Origin of the sequence: Pseudomonas sp. GM25 (genome assembly GCF_000282255.1) — a bacterium.
Taxonomy (GTDB): domain Bacteria; phylum Pseudomonadota; class Gammaproteobacteria; order Pseudomonadales; family Pseudomonadaceae; genus Aquipseudomonas; species Aquipseudomonas aphyarum.
This window is the reverse complement of sequence record NZ_AKJQ01000036.1, coordinates 1-20,068: the sequence shown is the minus strand read 5'-3', so window position 1 is coordinate 20,068 and position 20,068 is coordinate 1. Positions and strand designations below refer to the sequence as shown.

General features: G+C 59.5%; 16 protein-coding genes. 8 read left to right on the top strand and 8 right to left on the bottom strand.

Annotation, left to right across the window (positions count from 1 at the left end):
• Window positions 1–40 precede the first annotated feature (40 nt).
• From PMI24_RS12980 to PMI24_RS12970, 3 genes are read right to left on the bottom strand one after another with little or no spacing between them, the layout of a single operon-like run.
• Complete coding sequence (locus PMI24_RS12980; RefSeq protein ID WP_007954546.1) at window positions 41–1,021, bottom strand: HlyD family efflux transporter periplasmic adaptor subunit; 981 nt, start codon at window positions 1,019–1,021, stop codon at window positions 41–43.
• A 4-nt stretch (window positions 1,022–1,025) separates the two neighbouring features.
• The gene (locus tag PMI24_RS12975; protein WP_039768281.1) at window positions 1,026–1,226 is read right to left on the bottom strand and encodes a DUF1656 domain-containing protein; all 201 of its coding nucleotides are present in this window, start codon (window positions 1,224–1,226) and stop codon (window positions 1,026–1,028) included.
• Window positions 1,216–3,351, bottom strand: coding sequence for an FUSC family protein (locus tag PMI24_RS12970; protein WP_007954544.1), 2,136 nt, complete (start codon window positions 3,349–3,351; stop codon window positions 1,216–1,218). Before PMI24_RS12970 ends, PMI24_RS12975 begins: the two co-directional genes overlap by 11 nt.
• Before the next feature lie 192 nt (window positions 3,352–3,543).
• Between PMI24_RS12970 and PMI24_RS12965 the strand changes: the two genes are divergently transcribed.
• The 3 genes from PMI24_RS12965 to PMI24_RS12955 all read left to right on the top strand — a co-directional run bounded on the left by PMI24_RS12965 (window position 3,544) and on the right by PMI24_RS12955 (window position 7,898).
• Complete coding sequence (locus PMI24_RS12965) at window positions 3,544–4,599, top strand: tetratricopeptide repeat protein (protein WP_007954543.1); 1,056 nt, start codon at window positions 3,544–3,546, stop codon at window positions 4,597–4,599.
• 129 nt (window positions 4,600–4,728) lie between these two features.
• Window positions 4,729–6,231, top strand: a complete 1,503-nt coding sequence (locus tag PMI24_RS12960; RefSeq protein ID WP_007954541.1) for an ATPase domain-containing protein — start codon at window positions 4,729–4,731, stop codon at window positions 6,229–6,231.
• Window positions 6,228–7,898: an ATP-binding protein gene (locus PMI24_RS12955; protein WP_007954539.1), complete on the top strand. Its 1,671-nt coding sequence runs from the start codon at window positions 6,228–6,230 to the stop codon at window positions 7,896–7,898. The genes PMI24_RS12960 and PMI24_RS12955 overlap by 4 nt, the downstream gene beginning before the upstream one ends.
• 13 nt (window positions 7,899–7,911) lie before the next feature.
• On the opposite strand, the gene PMI24_RS12950 is transcribed toward PMI24_RS12955, so the two are convergent.
• Genes PMI24_RS12950 through PMI24_RS12930 form a run of 5 tightly spaced genes read right to left on the bottom strand, consistent with a single transcriptional unit; the run spans window position 7,912 to window position 14,456 of the window.
• Complete coding sequence (locus tag PMI24_RS12950) at window positions 7,912–8,289, bottom strand: response regulator (protein WP_007954537.1); 378 nt, start codon at window positions 8,287–8,289, stop codon at window positions 7,912–7,914.
• A 44-nt stretch (window positions 8,290–8,333) separates the two neighbouring features.
• Window positions 8,334–9,548 (bottom strand): hybrid sensor histidine kinase/response regulator, encoded by a 1,215-nt coding sequence (locus PMI24_RS12945; protein ID WP_007954535.1) that lies wholly within the window; start codon window positions 9,546–9,548, stop codon window positions 8,334–8,336.
• Window positions 9,542–10,135 (bottom strand): chemotaxis protein CheB, encoded by a 594-nt coding sequence (locus PMI24_RS12940; RefSeq protein WP_007954534.1) that lies wholly within the window; start codon window positions 10,133–10,135, stop codon window positions 9,542–9,544. The genes PMI24_RS12945 and PMI24_RS12940 overlap by 7 nt, the downstream gene beginning before the upstream one ends.
• Window positions 10,132–10,965 (bottom strand): CheR family methyltransferase, encoded by an 834-nt coding sequence (locus tag PMI24_RS12935; RefSeq protein ID WP_007954533.1) that lies wholly within the window; start codon window positions 10,963–10,965, stop codon window positions 10,132–10,134. The genes PMI24_RS12940 and PMI24_RS12935 overlap by 4 nt, the downstream gene beginning before the upstream one ends.
• Entirely contained in the window at window positions 10,965–14,456 is a 3,492-nt protein-coding gene (locus PMI24_RS12930; protein ID WP_007954532.1) for a response regulator, read from the bottom strand. The genes PMI24_RS12935 and PMI24_RS12930 overlap by 1 nt, the downstream gene beginning before the upstream one ends.
• Window positions 14,457–14,719: 263 nt before the next feature.
• On the opposite strand from PMI24_RS12930, the gene PMI24_RS12925 reads away from it, so the two are divergent.
• The 5 genes from PMI24_RS12925 (at window position 14,720) to PMI24_RS12905 (ending at window position 20,051) form a co-directional block, all read left to right on the top strand.
• Window positions 14,720–15,085 carry a response regulator gene (locus PMI24_RS12925; RefSeq protein WP_007954531.1) on the top strand — a complete coding sequence of 122 codons (366 nt, stop codon included), beginning with the start codon at window positions 14,720–14,722 and terminating at the stop codon, window positions 15,083–15,085.
• A 158-nt stretch (window positions 15,086–15,243) separates the two neighbouring features.
• Window positions 15,244–16,533, top strand: coding sequence for a glycosyltransferase (locus PMI24_RS12920; protein ID WP_007954529.1), 1,290 nt, complete (start codon window positions 15,244–15,246; stop codon window positions 16,531–16,533).
• Between the two features lie 154 nt (window positions 16,534–16,687).
• Entirely contained in the window at window positions 16,688–17,533 is an 846-nt protein-coding gene (locus PMI24_RS12915; RefSeq protein ID WP_007954520.1) for a hypothetical protein, read from the top strand.
• 75 nt (window positions 17,534–17,608) lie between these two features.
• Window positions 17,609–18,514, top strand: a complete 906-nt coding sequence (locus tag PMI24_RS12910) for an AraC family transcriptional regulator (protein WP_007954518.1) — start codon at window positions 17,609–17,611, stop codon at window positions 18,512–18,514.
• Window positions 18,515–18,740: 226 nt separating this feature from the next.
• Window positions 18,741–20,051 carry an ABC transporter substrate-binding protein gene (locus PMI24_RS12905; protein WP_007954515.1) on the top strand — a complete coding sequence of 437 codons (1,311 nt, stop codon included), beginning with the start codon at window positions 18,741–18,743 and terminating at the stop codon, window positions 20,049–20,051.
• Window positions 20,052–20,068 lie beyond the last annotated feature (17 nt).

Genomic DNA, 20,068 nt, shown 5'->3' with positions numbered 1-20,068 from the left:
CTTTGGTTGGCCGCAACCAACCAAATTTTTGCCCCGCGTATCATTCGGTCGCGGGGCTTTTTTGTACCTGTCTTTCATGGTTTTCCAGCACGGTGACCGTCGCGGTGGTGCCGGCTCTCAGTCGGTCCTTGCCTGCGTAATCGGGATCGATGCCGATCCGCACGGGTACCCGTTGCGCCAGTTTCACCCAGGTGTAGCTGGGGTTGATGTTGGCCAGCAATCGACTGCCCGGCGCATTTTCCCGGTCAGCAATGGCAAAGGCGATGCTTTGCACGGTGCCGCCGAATTTTTCCCCGCTCATCAATTCGATCCGCACCCGATCACCCTCCTCGATCCGTGGCAGTTTGGTTTCCTCGAAATAGCCGCTGACGTAAAAGGAGCCACTGTCCACCAGTGCCAGCAACGCGCTGCCGGCCACCGCGTAATCCCCCTGACGGGTCAGCAGGTTGGTGACATAACCGCTGACCGGCGCTTCGACACGGGTACGTTGCAGATCCAGTTCGGCCTGGGTCAACGCTGCAATCGCCAGTTGCACATTGGCTTCGGCCAGACCGAGATTGGCCTGATTACGCAACAGATCGGCCTGGGCCACGGCCACGTCGGTACTGGACTTTTCCCACTCCTCCCCGGAAATCGCGAATCCTTGCTTGAGCGTACGTCGCCGACGCTCTTCACTTTGGCGTTGTTTGAGCAACGCCTCGCTGGCGACGATGGCTGCTTGTGACTGACCGAGCGTAGCCTTCGAGACCTCCACCGAGCGTTTCGCATGCTCGACGGCGAGGCTGTAGCGAGCCGGATCGATCTCCAGCAGCAACTGGCCCTTGTCGACATGCTGGTTGTCCTGCACCGCGAGCATGACGATGCGGCCCGAAACATCCGCCGACAGCGTCACCACATCCGCCCTCACCCGCGCATCCCGCGTCCACGGGGCCCGGGTGTAATGCTCCCAGGCGAACCAGCCAAGCACGATTGCCAGCAGCACCACCGCCAATGTCGTCAATCGAGTGAGCAACGTCTTCAAGGTTTCAGGCTCCCATCAGCAAAATCAGTGCGGCGCATACACAGGCGTACAAGGCGCCTTCGAACAGCGCCTCGTGCCAGACAAAACGCAGGACGCCAAGCCGGCGCAAACCCCAGTCGAGCAGCAGAAAAACCGGAATGGCCAGCAACAGGGCCTGGGCGATGGGAGGCAGGTAAACGCCGCCGATCTCGAAATCAATGGGCAAGGACGGGCCCTCCTTCAGAACGGTCGGGCTGCAAATGCTCGCCATGTCGCTCCAGAAACGACACCACGATCAAAAGGGCCACACGCATGCGAAACACCGACCACAAGTGCTCATGGGTGGCGACATGCAAGGCATCCAGCTCATCGCCAAGCGCATGCAGCGTAGTCAGCAACGGTGTCAGGCGCACGTCCGGTCGGCCGGCGACGAAACGGCCGGTCTGACGCAATGCCGTCGACAGCTGCCGACCGAATGCGTCAGTGAGCAGAGTATTGTTCTGTGCCTGTTGCCTGAGCTGGTGCATGGCCACGCCCAGCGCTACACAGGCGAGACTGATTTCATACAAACGCTGCATATCCCGATCATTGGCGGCCGGCAGCACGCCCAGCATCGAGGTCAGGCGATCGACCATTCGACTTTCGAAGGCGAATTGCTGCTCATCGGTGGCCGGACTCTTGGTCAGTTGGTAGACCTGCTCCCGCGCCTCGTTATAAAAGCGCCTGATTCGAAAGGCCGGGCGGAACGGGAAGATCCAGGCATAGACAATCAGAGCCAGCATCGCTGCACTGACATAGGCTCCGGCGAATTCGAACCATTGAATGGCGGTGTTCTGCCCAGTGCCGACGTTCTGCGGACCGAGCATCAGGAAACTCGACAGCCCCAGTCCCATGCCAATACCGGCGGTGGCCGGGCTGGACAATCCGACCGCGATCACATACAGCAGCGGCGCGAGCAGCAAGGCCAACATTTCGAAATCACTGATCGCCGGGACCAGCATGAACTGATAAAACGCCGAAACCACCAGGGCCAGTCCCAACCCTCGCGCGTAACTTTGCGCAGCAACCAACGGGCGCGGAAACGTCGCCATCAACGAACACAGAATCCCCACCAGAATCATCCCGCCCCGCGCGCCGTCCCAAGCGGTTTCGATCCAGATCAACCCGGCCACGAGCAACGCGCTGAAGGCGCGGATGGCGTTCATCGTCGCGAGGGTAAAATCCAGGTGCAAGGGGCTGGACTGGCCACGGAACATGCAGCTGGCCTCCCGCCCTTCCTGTATCGCGTCGCTCAGTTCGAGAATCTGCTCCAGCTGCTGCAACAGCCGCGCCTGTTCCCAGCGCAATGCCCAGGCCAGCGAGCGCAGGGTTGCACTCATGTCTTCCGTCAGTTGTTCGGCCTTGTAGGCGAGCGCTTCGAATTGCTGTTGCAGCGCGACGAACTGGTGCCGCACCTCGGCTGGCAATGAGCGCCCTTGTTGTGCGAGCTGGTCGAGCAGTGCCAGCTCCTCGGCACGCAATTGCTGGATATCCAGCGGCAGATCGCCCTCCCAGCGTTCGGTGAGCAATTCCCGCTGGTGGCGCAACGCGGTCAGGCGCGAAGTCAGCAGCATCAGTTGATTGCCCAGCAACAGCACCAGATTGTTGGCACTGCGCAGGCGCGGAGCATCGAAGTACAAATGCCGACGCAGGCCTTCGAGGGCGCTTATTTCTCCCAGCAGCTGCATTTGCCGGCGCTGAAAATCCACTTCGCTTTCTTCAGTGCGCAGCACGGCGGCTGAATGGGTGGCGACCAATTTGATCACCTGATCGACCTTCGCAAAATAGTTGCGCGATACCGCTTCGGGCCGCGCCGTCAGCAGGCTGACCACGCATACGCACGCCACCGCCAGCAAGGTTTCGGTGACCCGGGTCACCGCCAGGAGAAAGGTGCCGTCCTGATCCGGAATCGCCAGCAGCGCCACCACCACGGCGGTATACCCGCTCAGCACGAACGCCTGGGAACTGGTGTAGCGCAGCAACGTGCCGCCGGCCGTGCACAGAGCCAGCCATAGCGCGAGCGTCGTAATGAACGGCAACGGCGCCTGAGGAAAAATCGCCATCAGCAGCACCGCCACCACTGCACCAAGGGTTGTCCCGATGATTTGCCCGAAGCTGCGTGCCAACGCCATCCCGGCCAGTGGCTGGCTGATGATCACCACAGCCATGATCGACCACTTCGGCTGATCCAGATCGAACAGGAACGCCAGGTACAACGTCAGCAATCCGGCGGCAATGGTGCGCAAACCAAACAGCAGCACGGCCTGGCTGGGGTGGATCACCGCCTTGAAATAAATAAGCAGGAATTGCATGGGTAGCCTCTTCAAAACAACTTCTGCAAGCGTAGACACTGCAGGGAGGGCATGACGGCGAACAGGGTCGACACAAGCTGTAGGTCGATTCAACGCCTGTAGTAGGTCATATCAGGCAGAGGGTTTGACTCACGGCGCGAGCTGACAGAAGCTTGCGACCTCCGCTACAAAACGAAAGTTTCGGAAATTCGCATGCCTCAGTCTCGCCGCTATTTGCTCATCAGCCTCGGCCTTGTGCTGGTCCTCTTCGTGGGCTGGCTGTCATTGCGCAGTACTGCGCCCGTGGTGCCGGAAGCGATCAAGCACGGGTACAGCGAAGCGCTGGCCGCCGCTCGGGCTGGCCAACCGGGTGCCGCGCGGGTTTTGTATCAGCAACTGGGGCGTCCGGATCTGTCGGTCAAGCGGCGTGTCTGGCTGCATGCCGAGCTGCCCAATTACCCAAGCCCGCAGGCCCTGAAACTGGCGGATGCCGATCTGCAAAACGAATCGCCGGACGTGCGGCTGGCGGCAATCAAAAGCGTGACCGGTCTGGTGCCGGGCGGTCAGCGCAGCCTGCTGCTGGGCCCGTTACTCGACGATGAGGATCAAACCGTACGCTTTGCTGCGATCAACGCCCTGCTCGGCTTGTCTCCGGATCAACTGGGCCTGTATTTCGCTCCGCTCCAGCAAGGCATCGACGTGTGGGAGCAGGCGCTGAAGGCCCAGCCGGAAAGCGCCGCCAACTACGTGCAACTGGCGCGCCTGTATCTGCACAACGCCGAACTGAAACAGGCACAGGAAGCGCTGGAACAAACCCTGCGCCTCGACCCGGGCAACCTGCCGGCACTGGTGATGCAGATCGAAGTGCTCGACCGTCAGGGCCAGAGCGATGCCGCACGACAATTACTTGCCCGACAGTTGAAGGCCCAACCCGATTCGGCTTATCTGCAACACGCGCTGGGCCTCTGGCTTCTGCATCACGATCAACGCGAGTACGCCCTGCTCGGCCTGTCCAAAGCCGTGGAGCTCGAGCCCGACAACAAGGACTATCGCTACGACCTCGCTACCACCCTGCACAGCGCCGAAGAACTGGAAGCGGCGCAAAAGCAGCTGCAGGAAATCGTCCAGCGTCACCCTGCCGATCGCAAGGCACGGGTGTTGCTGATCAACTACTGGAAAGAAAGCGGTCAGTTGCAGAACGTGCAGATCCTGCTGGCTCAGCTCGAACAGATGAATCCAGACGATCCCTCGCTTCAGCAAGGCCTCTAACTGCCTTCTCGACACATCCTGCAAGAAACTCGGAACCGCCGTCTCGGCAAAGGGTCAAGTAATCAGGCAGTGCCAAAACGGCGTCCGGCGCCCGCTGCCTCGTTTCCCCTAGTCATGAGAGGGCATTTTTTGTCTACATCGAACGCGTTGATCAGTGCAAAAGCCGCCACCGGCATCGAGGGTCTCGACGATATCCTGGCCGGTGGTTTGTCCCGCAGTCATGTTTTCTTGCTGGAGGGCGAGCCTGGAACCGGTAAAACCACAGTCGCGTTGCATTTTTTGCTGGCCGGTGCCCGTGCCGGCGAACGTTCGTTGTACATCACGCTGTCCGAAACCGAGCGCGAGTTGCGCCAGGGTGCGGCGTCCCACGGTTGGGAACTGAACGAAAACATCGAAATTTTCGAGCTGACTCCCCCGGAAAGCCTGCTCAACGCCGAGCATCATCAAAGTCTGCTGTACTCCTCGGACCTTGAGCTGGGTGAAGCAACCAAGCAGATTTTCGAAGTGGTCGAGCGCTTCAAACCCACCCGGGTCGTACTCGACAGCCTCTCGGAAATCCGCCTGCTGGCGCAAAGCTCCCTGCGCTACCGTCGACAGATCCTGGCGATCAAGCATTACTTCGTGCGCTACGACGCCACGGTATTGCTGCTTGACGACCTGACCACCGAATCCCTCGACAAAACCGTGCACAGTGTCGCTCACGGCGTGATCCGCCTCGAAGAACTGACCCCCAACTATGGCGCCGAACGCCGTCGCGTGCGGGTGATCAAGTATCGCGGCCAGAAATACCGTGGTGGCTTCCATGACTTCACCATCATGGGCGATGGCGTACACGTCTTCCCGCGTCTGGTGGCGGCCGAGCACCGGGGCGATTACCCACGGCTGCAACTATCCAGCGGCATCAAGGAAATGGACGCCCTGCTCGGTGGCGGTATCGAGACCGGCTCCAGCACGCTGATTCTGGGCCCGGCGGGGACCGGCAAATCCTTGATCACCATGATTTTCGCGGCAGCAGCCGTGGCGCGTGGTGAAAAGGCTGCGCTGTTCATTTTCGACGAAGAACTGGGTCTGTTGTTCGAACGCATGAAGAACATCGGCATCGACCTCAAGGCCCTGCAGGCCACCGGCAATCTGCTGATCGAACAAGTGGACGCCGCCGAGCTGTCGCCCGGCGAGTTCTCCCACCGGGTGCGACGCTGCGTCGATGAAGGTGACATCAAGACCGTGGTGATCGACAGCATCAACGGCTATCAAGCCGCGATGCCGGAAGAAAACGCGCTGGTGCTGCACATGCACGAGCTGTTGCTGTACCTGAACCGCAAAGGCGCCGCGACGTTCATGACCGTCGCCCAGCACGGTCTGGTCGGCGACATGCAGGCTCCGGTCGACATCACCTACCTCGCCGACACGGTGATTCTGCTGCGCTACTTCGAAGCCCTCGGCAAGGTACGCCGGGCGATTTCGATCATCAAGAAACGCACCGGCAGCCATGAATCGACCATTCGCGAATACCGCATTTCCACGCAAGGCATGACCATCGGTGAGCCGCTGGAAGCCTTCCAGGGCGTGCTGCGCGGCGTCCCCACCTACCTCGGCGCGAGTAACCCGCTGCTCAAGGATGACAACTTGTGACCGTCACCGTACCGCTGTCGGAACGGGCGTTGATCCTCGCGCCCCTGGGTCGCGACAGCCAGGTTGCGCTGATGATTCTCAACGAGGCGGGTTACGGTGGCCTGATCACGCCCGATCTGGCCACCCTGTGCACCGAACTTGATCCCGGCGCCGGGCTGCTGCTGATCGCGGCCGAGGCCCTGAATGGTCCGGAGCTCGAAGGCTTGCTGCTGTATCTGGAGCAACAACCGGCGTGGTCGGACTTGCCAATTGTCTTGCTCACCCATCACGGCGGATCCGAACAAGGCCCTTCGTCGCAGCTCAGCAAATTACTGGGCAACGTGACGTTCCTTGAGCGCCCTTTTCATCCGGCAACGTTGGTCAGCCTGATTTCCACCGCCCTGCGCGGGCGACGACGACAGTACGAGGCCCGCGACCGCCTGATCGATCTGAGCAATAGCGAGCGACGTCTGCAATCGACCCTCGAAACCCTCGAGCAACAAGTCGAAGAGCGTACCGCGCAGCTGCGGCACAACGAAGAAGCCCTGCGCCAGTCGCAGAAGATGGAAGCGGTCGGCCAACTCACCGGCGGGATCGCCCACGACTTCAACAATATGCTGACCGGTATCATCGGCAGCCTCGAATTGCTGCGCCGGCGACTGGCCCGTGGCCGCACCGACGACCTCGACAGCCTGATCGATCTCGGCGTGACCTCGGCCAACCGCGCCGCCGGCCTGACCCATCGGTTGCTGGCGTTCTCCCGTCGCCAGTCGCTGGACTCCAAAGCCGTGCAGATGAACGAGCTGGTGCAGTCGATGGGCGAACTGCTGCAACGCAGCCTCAACGAAAGCATTCAGCTGGACATGCGCCTGCACGAACAATTGTGGGTGGCCGAGGCCGACCCCAACCAACTGGAAAGCGCCCTGCTCAACCTGGTGATCAACGCACGCGACGCGATGCCCGACGGCGGCAATCTGGTGGTCGAGACGGGCAATCAGGTGCTGGATCGCGACTACACCGCGACCTATAGCAATCTTGAGCCCGGTGATTACGTCGTATTGAGCGTGACAGACAATGGCTGCGGCATGCCGGAGAGCGTGATCAATCGCGCGTTCGACCCGTTTTTCACCACCAAACCAATCGGCCAGGGAACCGGGCTGGGCCTTTCGATGATCTATGGGTTCAGCAAGCAATCCGGTGGTCATGTGTCGATCGACAGCAAAATCGACGAGGGCACCACGGTCAAACTCTATCTGCCGCGCTTCCAGGGTGAGTCACTGCCTCACGCGCCAGCGGACACGGAGCAGGCGCCGAACGCCGTGGAAGGCGAAACCGTCTTGATCGTCGAAGACGACCCGGCCGTGCGCGTGCTGGTCAGCGCGGTATTGAGTGAATTGGGTTACGGGTTTGTTGAAGCCGGCGACGCTGACGGTGCCATGCCGATTCTGGATTCGGAGCAACGTATCGATCTGCTGATCAGCGATGTCGGCCTGCCCGGCATGAACGGTCGGCAACTGGCGGAAATCGGCCGGCAATACCGGCCAGACCTGAAGGTCCTGTTCATCACAGGTTATGCCGAGCACGCGGCGGTGCGCGGCGGATTCCTCGACCCGGGCATGCAGATGATCACCAAGCCGTTCACCTTCGATCTGTTGACGGCGAAGGTGCGGGAAATGATCAAGAGCTGAGGCGGTTAACGCCTCAGGCCAGCAGTTCCTGAATCTTCTCCTGCAACACATCCAGATCGAACGGTTTCTCCAGGATCGGCGCCCGGCGGGTAATAGGGCTGCCGGTCTCGCGGATTTCCTGCGGATAGCCGCTGATGAAGATCACCTTCAGATCAGGGCGCAACTTGACGGCGGGCTCGGCGATCTGCACGCCGGAGATCCCGCCAGGCAGGCGGAAATCAGTAATCAACATGTCCAGATGCGGCTTGCTCGCCAGAATCTCGAACGCCTGCTCGCCGTTTTCGGCCTGCAATACGCGATAGCCCTGGCCTGACAAATAATCGGTCAGGACCATCAGGATCACCGGTTCGTCCTCGACGACGAGTACTACATCTTGTGCATCTACGCTCATGGGAAGCCTTTGTTCGGTCAATAGCTGCTGATACGACCGTGTGGTCACTCAGAGGTTGCGTTTGTTTTGCCGTTTTCCTGGAGCGGCAGACAAACGCGAAACAGGGCGCCCTCGTTGATCTTGCTTTCGACGACGATGGAGCCGCCATGGGCGGCGACGATCTGCTCGGAAATGAACAGACCCAGTCCGAGGCCGGCCACCACCGTCTTGGCAGAGACCCGTTCGAACTGTTGAAAAATGCGTTTCTGGTTCTCCTCGCTGATGCCGATGCCCTGGTCCTGAACTTCGACCCGAGCTTCGTTTCCTTCGCGATAAACCCGAACCTGGATCGGACTTTTGCCGCCATAACGCAAGGCGTTGGTCAGCAGGTTCGACACCACTTGCTCGATACGGAACTCGTCCCACTGCCCTTCCACCGGCTCGGTCGCGGTGAAACTGACCTCGGTCTCGGCCGCTTCGATCTGCTGAGCGAAATTCTCCAGCAGAGTGCCGACCAACTGCGCGAGATCGAAGAGACTCGGTCGGATCGACAGCTTGCCGGTGCGGATCCGCGACACGTCGAGCATGTCCTCGATCAGGCGGATCAGGCTTTTGATCTGGCGCTCGTCGCGGTCGACCATGGCGTGCATCTTGTCGAGGGTGAACGCGGCGGCGTTGTCCCGGGCCAGGTGCATCTTGCGCAGTTGGGTTTCGAGGATAAGGCCGTTGAGCGGCGTACGCACTTCGTGGGCGACGATCGACATGAAATCGTCGCGCATGCGCACGGCCTGCTCCAGTTCGCCCTGGGTGCTTTGCAGTTGCTGCAACAGCGCTTCCTGTTCGCGACGGCTCTGCTCGAGGGCTTCGACCTGTTGCTTCATCGCCTTGCTCTGGCGGTAGAGGTCGACGAAGACGTTGACCTTGCTCTTCACCGCGTGGATATCCAGCGGCTTGTGCAAGAAGTCCACCGCACCGCTTTCATAGCCCTTGAACGCGTAATTGAGTTCACGGCCGGCGGCGCTGACAAAGATGATCGGGATGTTCTTGGTTTTCTCGGTGCCACGCATCAGTTCGGCCAGCTCGAAGCCGTTCATGCCGGGCATCTGCACGTCGAGAATGGCCATGGCGAATTCGTGTTGCAGCAGCAGCGACAGCGCTTCGTCCGCCGACAGCGCTTTATAGACGGTGCGGTCTTCGCGTTTGATCAGCGCTTCGAGGGCCAACAGGTTCTCGGGCAGATCGTCGACGATCAGCAGTTTTGCCTGGATATTACTCAGCATGCGATTCGTTCCAGCTCGACAAGCAGACGGCCGATGCCGTGGATGGGAAGTATGTAATCCGGTTGATGTGTCTTCAGTGCCGCGCGGGGCATGGTGGCGACCTGCGCCTCGTCCGGGTCTTGCACGATGGTCAGCCCGCCCTGGCGTTTGACTTGCGCCAGGCCCCGCGCGCCATCGTGGTTGGCACCGGTCAACAATACCGCGACCAGCGCCGGCCCGTAGGCATCGGCGGCGGACTCAAACAGGAAATCGATCGAAGGCCGCGAATGATGCAGACGGTCTTCAAGGCTCAGCGACAGGCTGAGGTCCTGCTCCACCGACAGGTGATAACCCGGCGTCGCGAAGTACACGGTGCCGGGGGTGATGTCCTGCTTATCGATGGCCTCAGCGACCGGTAGCGCCACTCGCCGGGCAAACACCTCGGCGAGCTGGCTGCGGCGCTCTTCCGGCAGATGCAGCACGATGATGATCGGCAGCCCGAACCCGGCCCGCAGTGAACCGAGCATCGTCAACAAAGCCTCGACGCCACCGGCGGAAGCTCCGACCACAATCGCCTCGACCCGAGGCAATTCCGCTGCACTGTTCATGATTTGCGGTAGATCCGTTCTTGTTTCACCAGCGGTTCGAACTGGTTGGAGTAGCCGGAGAAATCCAAAGTTTCCTTGCTGCCCAACACCAGAAAACCACGATGACACAACGACTCATGAAACAACCCGAACGCTCGATCCTGAAGTTTTTTATTGAAGTAAATCAATACGTTACGACACGAAATTAATTGAGTTTCGGAGAATACACTATCGGTCGCCAGGCTGTGATCGGCGAAGGTCACGTTCTCGCACAGGCTCTTGTCGAAAATCGCGTAGCCATAGGCTGCAGTGTAGTAGTCGGCGAACGAGCGCTGACCGCCGGCCTGCTGATAATTGGCGGTGTAGGCGCGCACGTTCTCCATCGAAAAGATCCCCTGCTTGGCCTTGTCCAGCGAGCGCGGGTTGATGTCGGTGGCGTAGATGATCGTGCGGTCGAGCAGACCCTCTTCGCGCAGCAGGATCGCCATCGAGTAGACCTCCTCGCCGGTGCTGCAGCCGGCGATCCAGATCTTGATCGACGGATAGGTCTTGAGCAGCGGCACCACCTCCTGACGGATCGCCAGGAAGTGCGACGGATCGCGGAACATCTCGCTGACCGGGATCGTCAGCAATTGCAGCAACTGCATGAACGCCGTCGGGTCGTGCAGGACTTTCTCCTGCAAGGCCGAGATGGTCGCGCACTCGAACTGGCTCAGCGCATGTTGCACCCGGCGCTTGATCGAGGCGCCAGAGTAATCGCGAAAGTCATAGCTGTATTTGAGATAAATCGCCTCGATCAGCAACCGCAGCTCGATTTCACTGTTTCGTTCAACGTGATTACTACGTTCCACTAAATGCGTTCCATCTTCGGTAACCACACGCGAATCAGCGAGAACAGACGATCCAGGTCGATGGGCTTGGCCAGGTAATCATTGGCGCCCGCCTGCAGGCAGCGCTCCTGATCGTCCTTCATGGCCTTGGCCGTCACCGCGATGATCGGCAGCTTGCGCCAGCGCGGATCCTTGCGGATTTCCATGGTGGCTTCAAAACCATCCATTTCCGGCATCATCACGTCCATCAGCACCAGGTCGATGTCCTCGACTTCATTCAGTTTTTCAATCGCCTCGCGACCGTTACGGCCGATCACCACGACTGCACCCTTGGTTTCCAGCGCGCTGGTCAGGGCGAAGATGTTGCGCACATCGTCGTCCACCAGCAGAACTTTGCGCCCTTCGAAGACCTTGTCGCGACTGCGGGCGGTCTTGAGCATCTTCTGCCGTTCATGGGACAACTGCGATTCGACTTTGTGCAGAAAGAGTGTGACCTCGTCCAGCAGACGTTCCGGTGAGCGCGCGCCTTTGATGATGATCGAGCGCGAATACTTGCGCAGGTCGGCCTCTTCATCGCGGGTCAGATTGCGTCCGGTGTAGACGATCACCGGCGGGAACGAGCAGATGTCCTCGGTGGACATGCGCTTGAGCAGGTCGTTGCCGAGCATGTCCGGCAGCTTCAGGTCGATGACCATGCAATCGAAGATCGTCGTGCGCAGCAGCTCCAGCGCGTCTTGCGCCAGGCCCACAGCGGTGATTTCGATGTCGTCGTCGCCGATCAGGCGGGCGATGCTTTCCCGTTGCAGATCGTCGTCCTCGACCAGCAGCACGCGTTTGACCTTCTGGGTCAGCTTGGCCTCGAGACGGGCGAACACGTCCTTGAGCTCTTCGCGGGTGGTCGGTTTGACGGCGTAACCGATGGCGCCCATGTGCATCGCCGCTTCGACGCGGTCTTCCACGGAAATCACGTGCACCGGGATATGGCGGGTTTCGGCGTGTTCTTTCAGGCGTTGCAGGACGGTCAGGCCCGAATGGTCCGGCAGGCGCATATCCAGCAGGATCGCGTCCGGCACGAACTCTTTCGCCAGGTCATAACCTTCATCGGCGCCATGGGCGACCAGGCACTGATAACCTAGTTCATGGGCCAGGTCGTAAAGGATGTGAGCGAAATTCGGCTCGTCTTCCACCACCAGAATGCAACGGGTAGCGAACGGTGCCTTGTTGCGGTCATCGTTGAAGCGCGGGATGTCGACAGGCGCCAGAGGCGAAACCGCTGCGACAGGCGCGATGACCGGAGTAGAAGCCGGCGGGCTGAAGGTCAGCGGCATAACCGGCGTATCGCCCGGCTCGCTGTATTGCTGCGGCAACACCAGCGTGAAGGCACTGCCCTGCCCCGGCGCGCTGCTGACGCTGATCGAACCGCCGAGCAACGTCGCCAGATCCCGGGAGATCGACAGGCCCAAGCCGGTGCCGCCGTATTTGCGGTTGGTGGTGCCGTCGGCCTGGCGGAAGGCTTCGAAAATGCTTTCCTGCTGATCCTGCGCAATCCCGATCCCCGAGTCGCGCACGATGAAGGCGATGCGGTCGTCCGGCTGGCCGGCGATGGTCAGGCTGACTGTGCCCTGCTCGGTGAATTTCACGGCGTTGGACAACAGGTTCTTGATCACCTGCTCCAGACGCTGGCGGTCGGTGAACAGGGTGATCGGCGCATCAGGCTGCAATTCGACGTTGAAGGTCAGCTTCTTGTCCGCCGCCAGCGGTTCGAACACGCTGCGCAAGCCATCGGCCAGACGCGCGACGCTGGTGTTTTCCGGCATCACCTCGAGTTTGCCGGCTTCCACCTTGGAAATGTCGAGAATGTCGTTGATCAGGTTCAGTAGATCGTTTCCGGCGGAGTAGATCGACTCGGCAAACTTGACCTGCTCGGCGCTGAGGTTTTCCTGCGGGTTTTCCGCCAGCAGCTTGGCCAGGATCAGCGAACTGTTCAGCGGCGTGCGCAGCTCGTGGGACATGTTGGCCAGGAATTCGGACTTGTACTTGCTCGAACGCTGCAATTCTTCGGCGCGTTCTTCGAGCTGCACCTGGGCCTGATTGAGCTCGGTGTTTTTCTGATCCATGGCGTCGCGCTGCTCGGCCAGGGTCTGGGCCTGTTCGGCCAGTTGCTCGTTGGTCTGCTCCAGCTCGACTTGCTGGGTTTCCAGATGCGCCTGGGATTCCTTGAGAATCCGCGACTGTTCTTCCAGCTCTTCGTTGGCGGTTTTCAGCTCTTCCTGCTGCACCTGCAACTCTTCGTTGAGCTGCTGGGTTTCGGCCAGCACTTCCTGCAAACGCTGGCGATAGCGCGCCGCTTCGATGGACGTGCCGATGTTGCCGGCGATCAGTTCCAGCAGCGCAACATCGCGGTCGGAGAGCGGACGCAGGAAACCCAGTTCGATGACGCCGTTGACCCGGTCGTCATCGCTGGTCGGTACCACCAGAACGCTGTGCGGCAGGCCTTCGCCCAGACCGGAACTGACCTTGAAATAGTCGGATGGCACCGAATCCAGTCGAATCAGCCGCGCCTGCTGCGCAACTTGGCCGACAATGCCTTCATCGCTGTAGATCGACTGTTCCTGTTGTTCCTGCTCGCGGGAGAAACCGTAAGTCGCCACGCGCTTGAGGCCGCCATGTTCTTCGCGCACATACAGCGCCGCCACGGCGGTGCCCAGGTACTGGGCGCAGAACTGCAGAATGTTGCGCCCCAGCAGGTTGAGCGTCAGTTGCCCCAGGACCTGCTCGGCAAGCTGCGTCTGACCGTTGCGCAGCCAGGCTTGCTGCTCCAGACGATGGGCGCTGGCTTCTTGTGCCGCCAGGGTCGCGCCATAACTTTGCGAAAGGTTGAGCAGATCGCGCCGGCCGACATAGGCCAGCAGACCGCTGATGCCGGCCACGAACAGCAGATAAAGGCTGATACTCCAGATCGTGGTGCGGCGCACGTCTTCGTTGCGTGAGGCGCGCAGCAACTGTTCGGTTTCAATCACATCGTCAAACTGCTTGCGCACTTCATCGGTCAGGCGCTTGCCCTTCCCCGCCTTGACCGCGGCCTTGTAGTCACCGCTGGTGCGTTGCAGGTCGATCATCGATTGCGCATAGGTGGCCCACTCGGCTTGCAGCGCCTGAAGACGGCGCAGGCGATCGGTCTGCACCGGATTGTCGGCAGTCAGTTCGAGCAAGGTGCTCAGCGCCACGGCGATGCGCGGCTTGGCCGTCTCGTACGGGTCGAGGAAGTGCTCGTCGCCGCTGAGCAGAAACCCGCGCATGCCGGTTTCCAGATCCACGGTGAGTTTCACCGCTTCGTTGGCGTTATTGATCACCCGGTCGGTGTGCTCCACCCACTGGATCACGGACAACAGATAAGTGATCAGCGAAACGAAGAACACGGCACTGACGACGCCGACGCCCAACGGCAAACTGACGTTGCGGCTCAGGAGTTTGCGAAACCGTTGCTCATCAACCGAAGACGGAGAGGACATGTGGCAGCCTTGTCGAACTGTTGAAAACCAGGGAGTTTGCCCCAAAACGGCGGCATGGATCCATTTTTCTCACAGTTTTAGTACTGTTTTCCCACAATTGCCCGCGCCGAATCCCAGGCCAACGGTTATCCTTGCCCGCCCGTTTGCGCCTATGCTTTTTTGTATCCATCCGGGAACTTGTGGCTATGCGCCACTTACTCATGCAAGAGCCCGGCATTTTTGATCGACCGGCGCCCCATCACCCATTCTTGAGAGCCGCCACTATGTCCAGCACTGCGTCCACCATCCTTGTAGTAGAAGACGACGCTATCGTGCGCATGCTGATCGTCGACGTGCTGGAGGAATTGGAGTTCAAGGTCCTGGAAGCGGACGGCAGCGAACAGGCGCTGGAAATCCTCAAGGACGTGAACCAGCACATCGACCTGATGATGACCGACGTCGGCCTGCCGATCATGGATGGCCGTCAGCTGGCCACTGAGGCCCGCAATATTCGCCCTGCATTGCCGATTCTGTTTGCCAGCGGTTATGCCGAAACCATTGAAGTGCCGGCGGACATGCATGTAATTGGCAAGCCGTTTTCCATTGATCAACTGCGCGACAAGGTCAAAGCGGTTCTCGGACAATCCTGAACACGAGACTTCAATGCCTTAATAAGGCTGTCACGCCGACGGCCTTCCCGCTCGGACTTGCCCGACGTACACCCGATAAAAACGGATCACTCGACACGTGGGTTATGGTCTAATCCGCGCGCCTTTTTTCCGTCAATTCGTCCCAGGAACCGTTTCTCATGAGTCAGCCCGCAACCAAAGTCCTCGTCATTGGTTACGTCTGGCCGGAACCCCGCTCCTCCGCCGCGAGCGGGCATGTGATGCAGATTCTCGAGACATTCCTGCAACAGGGCTGGCAAATCACCTTTGCCAGCCCGGCCGGCACCGGTGAACATCGCGCCGATCTGACTGCTCTGGGCATTCGCGAAGTCCCGATTGAACTGAATAACAGCAGCTTCGACATCTTCATCAGCGAACTCGCCCCGGATATCGTGCTGTTCGACCAGTTCATGATCGAAGAACAGTTCGGCTGGCGCGTGGAGAAACATTGTCCCGACGCCCTGCGAGTACTGGAAACTTCGGACCTGCAAAGCTTGCGGCATGCACGGCATCAGCGGCTGAAGGACCGGCTGAAGCTCAGCGATGACGCCAACGACTTCGCTGAGCTGTTTGCCCCGGCGCTGGCTGAAGAGTTCGAGCTGATGGCGGACACCGATCTGGCCAAACGCGAGATTGCCGCGCTGTATCGCTGCGACCTGAACCTGATGATCTCGCAGGTGGAAATCGAGTTGCTGGTGCACCAGTTCAAATTGCCACCCGAACTGTTGCACTGGTGCCCCTTGATGGTCGAGCCACCGAGCACGCCAGCGAAACCCTTCGAGGAACGTGCGCATTTCCTCAGTATCGGCAACTTCCGTCACGCGCCGAACTGGGACGCCGTGTTGTGGATGAAATCCACCGTCTGGCCGCTGATTCGCGAGCAACTGCCAAAAGCCCAACTGCACCTCTACGGCGCCTACACGCCGCCCAAGGCAGCGGCCTTGCACAACACCGCCCAGGGTTTTCACATCATGAACTGGGCCGAGGATGCGTTGCAGGTCATGTCCGATGCGCGCATCTGCCTGGCGCCCTTGCGTTTTGGCGCCGGAATCAAGGGCAAATTGATTGATGCGATGCTCTGCGGCACGCCGAGTATCACCACGCCCATCGGCGCCGAGGGTATGCACACCGACCAGCCTTGGCCGGGCGCTGTTTGCCGTACGGCGCAGGAACTGGCCAATGCCGCGGTGGAACTGTATCGCGACGAAGCCCGTTGGCATGCGGCCCAGTCTCAGGGGTACGCGCTACTCAAGAATGTTTATCCGCAAGCCATTCATGGGCCGGCACTGATCAATAAACTGCTGGAGTGCCGAGACAACATTACCCAACTAAGACGTAAAAATTTTACTGGAAGCATGTTGCGACATCATTCACACAAGAGCACGCAATATATGGCTCAGTGGATCGAGGCCAAAAACCAGAACAAATAAATGCTCTGGAAAACTATAAATACAATACCCAACAACTTGCATCACTCCTCGAATAGCCAGCCAAACGCTTAAACCTTATAAACATCCTGCAAGTGGCACCTTGAATATTCAACAAGACGCCATTCTTATTCAATAAATTATGCAGGATGTAATCATGAGCACTTCCAACTGGATGGGCGCGACCCCCGCCATTGACTCGCTGAACATCAGCGAACTGACGTTGCCCGGCACTCACAACGCAGGCAGTGACTGGAGCGCCTCCTACCCGCTTTTAGGCCCTCCGCGGCACTGGCTGGCGTGTCAGCATGACAGTTTTCATGCGCAGCTGAATCATGGGGCCCGGGCGCTCGACATTCGCCTGGCCCATAACGCCAAGGCCGAAGGCCTGGAGAAATTCGTCATGCACCACAATGGCCATCGAAACTCCCGAACGTTGGGAAACCTAGTGGTAGACATCAATACTTTTCTTGAAAACAACCCCGACGAGTTCATTGTTCTGGATTTTCACAGCCTGGACGGTGACAACTTCGATTACGACCACTTCAACAAACTGATGGAGCAGTATCTGGGACATCGCATGATCCCGCGCAACAATCAGTCCCTCAGCCTTGGAGACCTCAAGCAAGTCAACAAGACACAACGGGTCTTTGCTGCAGCCATCTCGCACTGGCAACTGGACCACAAGTTATTCCACAGCCATATCGATCATCAATGGTCCGGAAACGGCATCACCAGCCCCGGTGAGTTGAAGAAGTTCATTGAGCGTGTTCTGCAAAACCCGCCAGGCAGCTGGAGACCCTGGTCTCTGTCCGCCACCAGTTACACCGCGCTGGGCGGTCCCGTCGATATCCATGGTTCGCTTAACGACTGGTTCGATCTGGATAAAAGTGATTGGGCATTGAAGTGCAACATCATTAACGTCGACTTCATGGAAGAGTCCGACCTGATGGAGTTTTGCCGGGTCGCCAACGTGATCAAGGCCGAACAACGCTCGCGCTGAGCCGCAATGGAAACTGGCGCAACCGGCGCGACAAGAGGCATGATCACCTGGCGATAACAAGAAAAGCATCCAGCCATGACCCGAACAGCCCGCGTCACCGACCCCTCTTATGAACTGATGGATGACCACAACGGGTTGTCCATCATCTATCGCCAGCACGGTTTCCCCTGCCCGCTGGTGCGCTGGCACTTTCACAAGGAATACGAACTGCACCTGATCGTGGCCAGTTCGGGCAAGGTGTTCATCGGCGACTACATCGGTAATTTCTACCCGCAGACGCTGTTCCTGACCGGCCCAAATCTGCCGCACAACTGGATCAGCCAGGTGGCCGAAGACGAAGTGGTCGAGAAGCGCGACATGCTGGTCAACTTCACCGATGAGCTGTTCGAAAGCGGTCATCAGGTGTTCGCCGAGCTGAAGACTCTGGCGCCGCTGCTGGAGCGTGCGCAGTACGGCATAGAGTTCCGCTGCCCGCGCACCATTCGCCAAGCGACGAACCTGCTGCAGAAGATCGCCGATACCAAAGGCATCACCCGCCTCGGGCATTTTTTCATCCTGATGGAATTGCTGGCCGCCACCGACGACTACCAACTCCTGTCCGGCGCAACCACCCCGCAACTGGCGGACGAGCACAACATTGACCGCACCAACCGGGCGGTGGATTACATCTTCGCCCACTACGCCCGCGAATTGCCGCTGGAGGAAGTCGCCGAGCATCTGGGCATGAAGCCGACGTATTTCAGCCGCGTGTTCAAACAGGCCACCGGGCGCAATTTCATCGAATTCGTCAATCGTCTGCGCATCAGCAAATCCTGCGAACTGCTGGCGGACGGCGACAAACCGGTGACCGAGGTGTGTTTCGAGTCGGGCTTCAACAATATTTCCAATTTCAATCGGCGCTTTCAGCAGCTCAAAGGCATGACGCCGTCGCATTATCGGCGGCTGGTGGTGCAGCGCCTGACCGAGCAAAACCACGGCTGACCGGGTAAAACCTGTACGGATTCATGGCTGCCGCCCTGCTGAAACGCCCTTCCCTGCGTTTATCACGCCAATCCCGAGTGCAAAAAAGTATCGATTCAAGTGCTAGGGATGATTTGTCAGCCCTGCGTTAGAAGGCTGTAATCAGTGCACATTCTTCCCCCGCCGGAAGAACACAAAAACAATAACTGTCCTTCTGCCCCCGCCGGGTGCAGAAAAGGAGTGCACGATGCAACCCACTGCAAAAGCTCTGCTGGCCCTCACCTGCATGACCCTCAGCAGCGTCAGCCTTGGCGCCCAGACCCTGACCATCGCCACCGTCAACAACAGCGACATGATCCGCATGCAAAAGCTCTCGAAAACCTTCGAGACCGAGCATCCGGACATCAAGCTCAATTGGGTGGTGCTGGAAGAAAACGTTCTGCGTCAACGCCTGACCACCGACATCGCCACCCAGGGCGGTCAGTTCGACGTGTTGACCATCGGCATGTACGAAGCCGCACTCTGGGGTGCAAAAGGCTGGCTCGAACCGATGAAGGATCTGCCGGCCAATTACGCCCTCGACGATGTGTTCCCGTCGGTGCGCGAAGGTCTGTCGGTCAAGGGTTCGCTGTACGCCCTGCCGTTCTACGCCGAAAGCTCGATCACCTATTACCGCACCGACCTGTTCAAGGACGCCGGCCTGACCATGCCGGAGCGTCCGACCTGGGAACAGATCGCCGGCTTCGCCGAAAAACTCACCAACAAGGACAAGGAGCAGTACGGCATCTGCCTGCGCGGCAAGGCCGGCTGGGGTGAAAACATCGCGCTCATCACCACCGTGGCTAATGCCTATGGCGCGCGCTGGTTCGATGAGCAGTGGAAACCGGAATTCAACGGTCCGGAATGGAAAAACGCGCTGAACTTCTACGTCGACACCATGAAGAAGTCCGGCCCGCCCGGTGCATCCAGCAACGGTTTCAACGAAAACCTCGCCCTGTTCAACAGCGGTAAATGCGCAATGTGGGTCGACGCCAGCGTCGCCGGCTCGTTCGTCACCGACAAGACCCAAAGCAAGGTCGCCGATCACGTCGGCTTCACCTACGCGCCGCATCAGGTCACCGACAAAGGTTCGGCGTGGCTGTACTCGTGGGCGCTGGCGATTCCGACCAGTTCCAAGGCCAAGGACGCCGCCAAAGAGTTCAGCGCCTGGGCCACTTCCAAGGAATACGGCGAACTGGTCGCCAAGACCGATGGCATCGCCAACGTTCCGCCGGGCACCCGCGCCTCGACCTACAGCGACGCGTACATGAGCGCCGCGCCGTTTGCCAAAGTCACGCTGGAATCGCTGAAAGCGGCTGACCCGAGCAAACCGACCCACAAACCTGTGCCTTACATCGGCATCCAACTGGTGACCATTCCTGAATTCCAAGGCGTGGGCACCCAGGTCGGCAAGCTGTTCTCGGCCGCGCTGATCGGCCAGACCACGGTCGACCAGGCGCTGACCGCTGCCCAGCAAACCACCGAACGCGAGATGAAGCGCGCGGGTTACCCGAAGTAACTCGCAAAGCTCGCTCC

Bases quoted from the DNA above. Each gene is read 5' to 3' on its own strand.
- PMI24_RS12970 (WP_007954544.1), bottom strand. From the start codon at position 3,351: ATGCAATTCCTGCTTATTTATTTCAAGGCGGTGATCCACCCCAGCCAG.
- PMI24_RS12965 (WP_007954543.1), top strand. From the start codon at position 3,544: ATGCCTCAGTCTCGCCGCTATTTGCTCATCAGCCTCGGCCTTGTGCTG.
- PMI24_RS12950 (WP_007954537.1), bottom strand. From the start codon at position 8,289: ATGAGCGTAGATGCACAAGATGTAGTACTCGTCGTCGAGGACGAACCG.
- PMI24_RS12945 (WP_007954535.1), bottom strand. From the start codon at position 9,548: ATGCTGAGTAATATCCAGGCAAAACTGCTGATCGTCGACGATCTGCCC.
- PMI24_RS12940 (WP_007954534.1), bottom strand. From the start codon at position 10,135: ATGAACAGTGCAGCGGAATTGCCTCGGGTCGAGGCGATTGTGGTCGGA.
- PMI24_RS12930 (WP_007954532.1), bottom strand. From the start codon at position 14,456: ATGTCCTCTCCGTCTTCGGTTGATGAGCAACGGTTTCGCAAACTCCTG.
- PMI24_RS12925 (WP_007954531.1), top strand. From the start codon at position 14,720: ATGTCCAGCACTGCGTCCACCATCCTTGTAGTAGAAGACGACGCTATC.
- PMI24_RS12920 (WP_007954529.1), top strand. From the start codon at position 15,244: ATGAGTCAGCCCGCAACCAAAGTCCTCGTCATTGGTTACGTCTGGCCG.
- PMI24_RS12915 (WP_007954520.1), top strand. From the start codon at position 16,688: ATGAGCACTTCCAACTGGATGGGCGCGACCCCCGCCATTGACTCGCTG.
- PMI24_RS12910 (WP_007954518.1), top strand. From the start codon at position 17,609: ATGACCCGAACAGCCCGCGTCACCGACCCCTCTTATGAACTGATGGAT.
- PMI24_RS12905 (WP_007954515.1), top strand. From the start codon at position 18,741: ATGCAACCCACTGCAAAAGCTCTGCTGGCCCTCACCTGCATGACCCTC.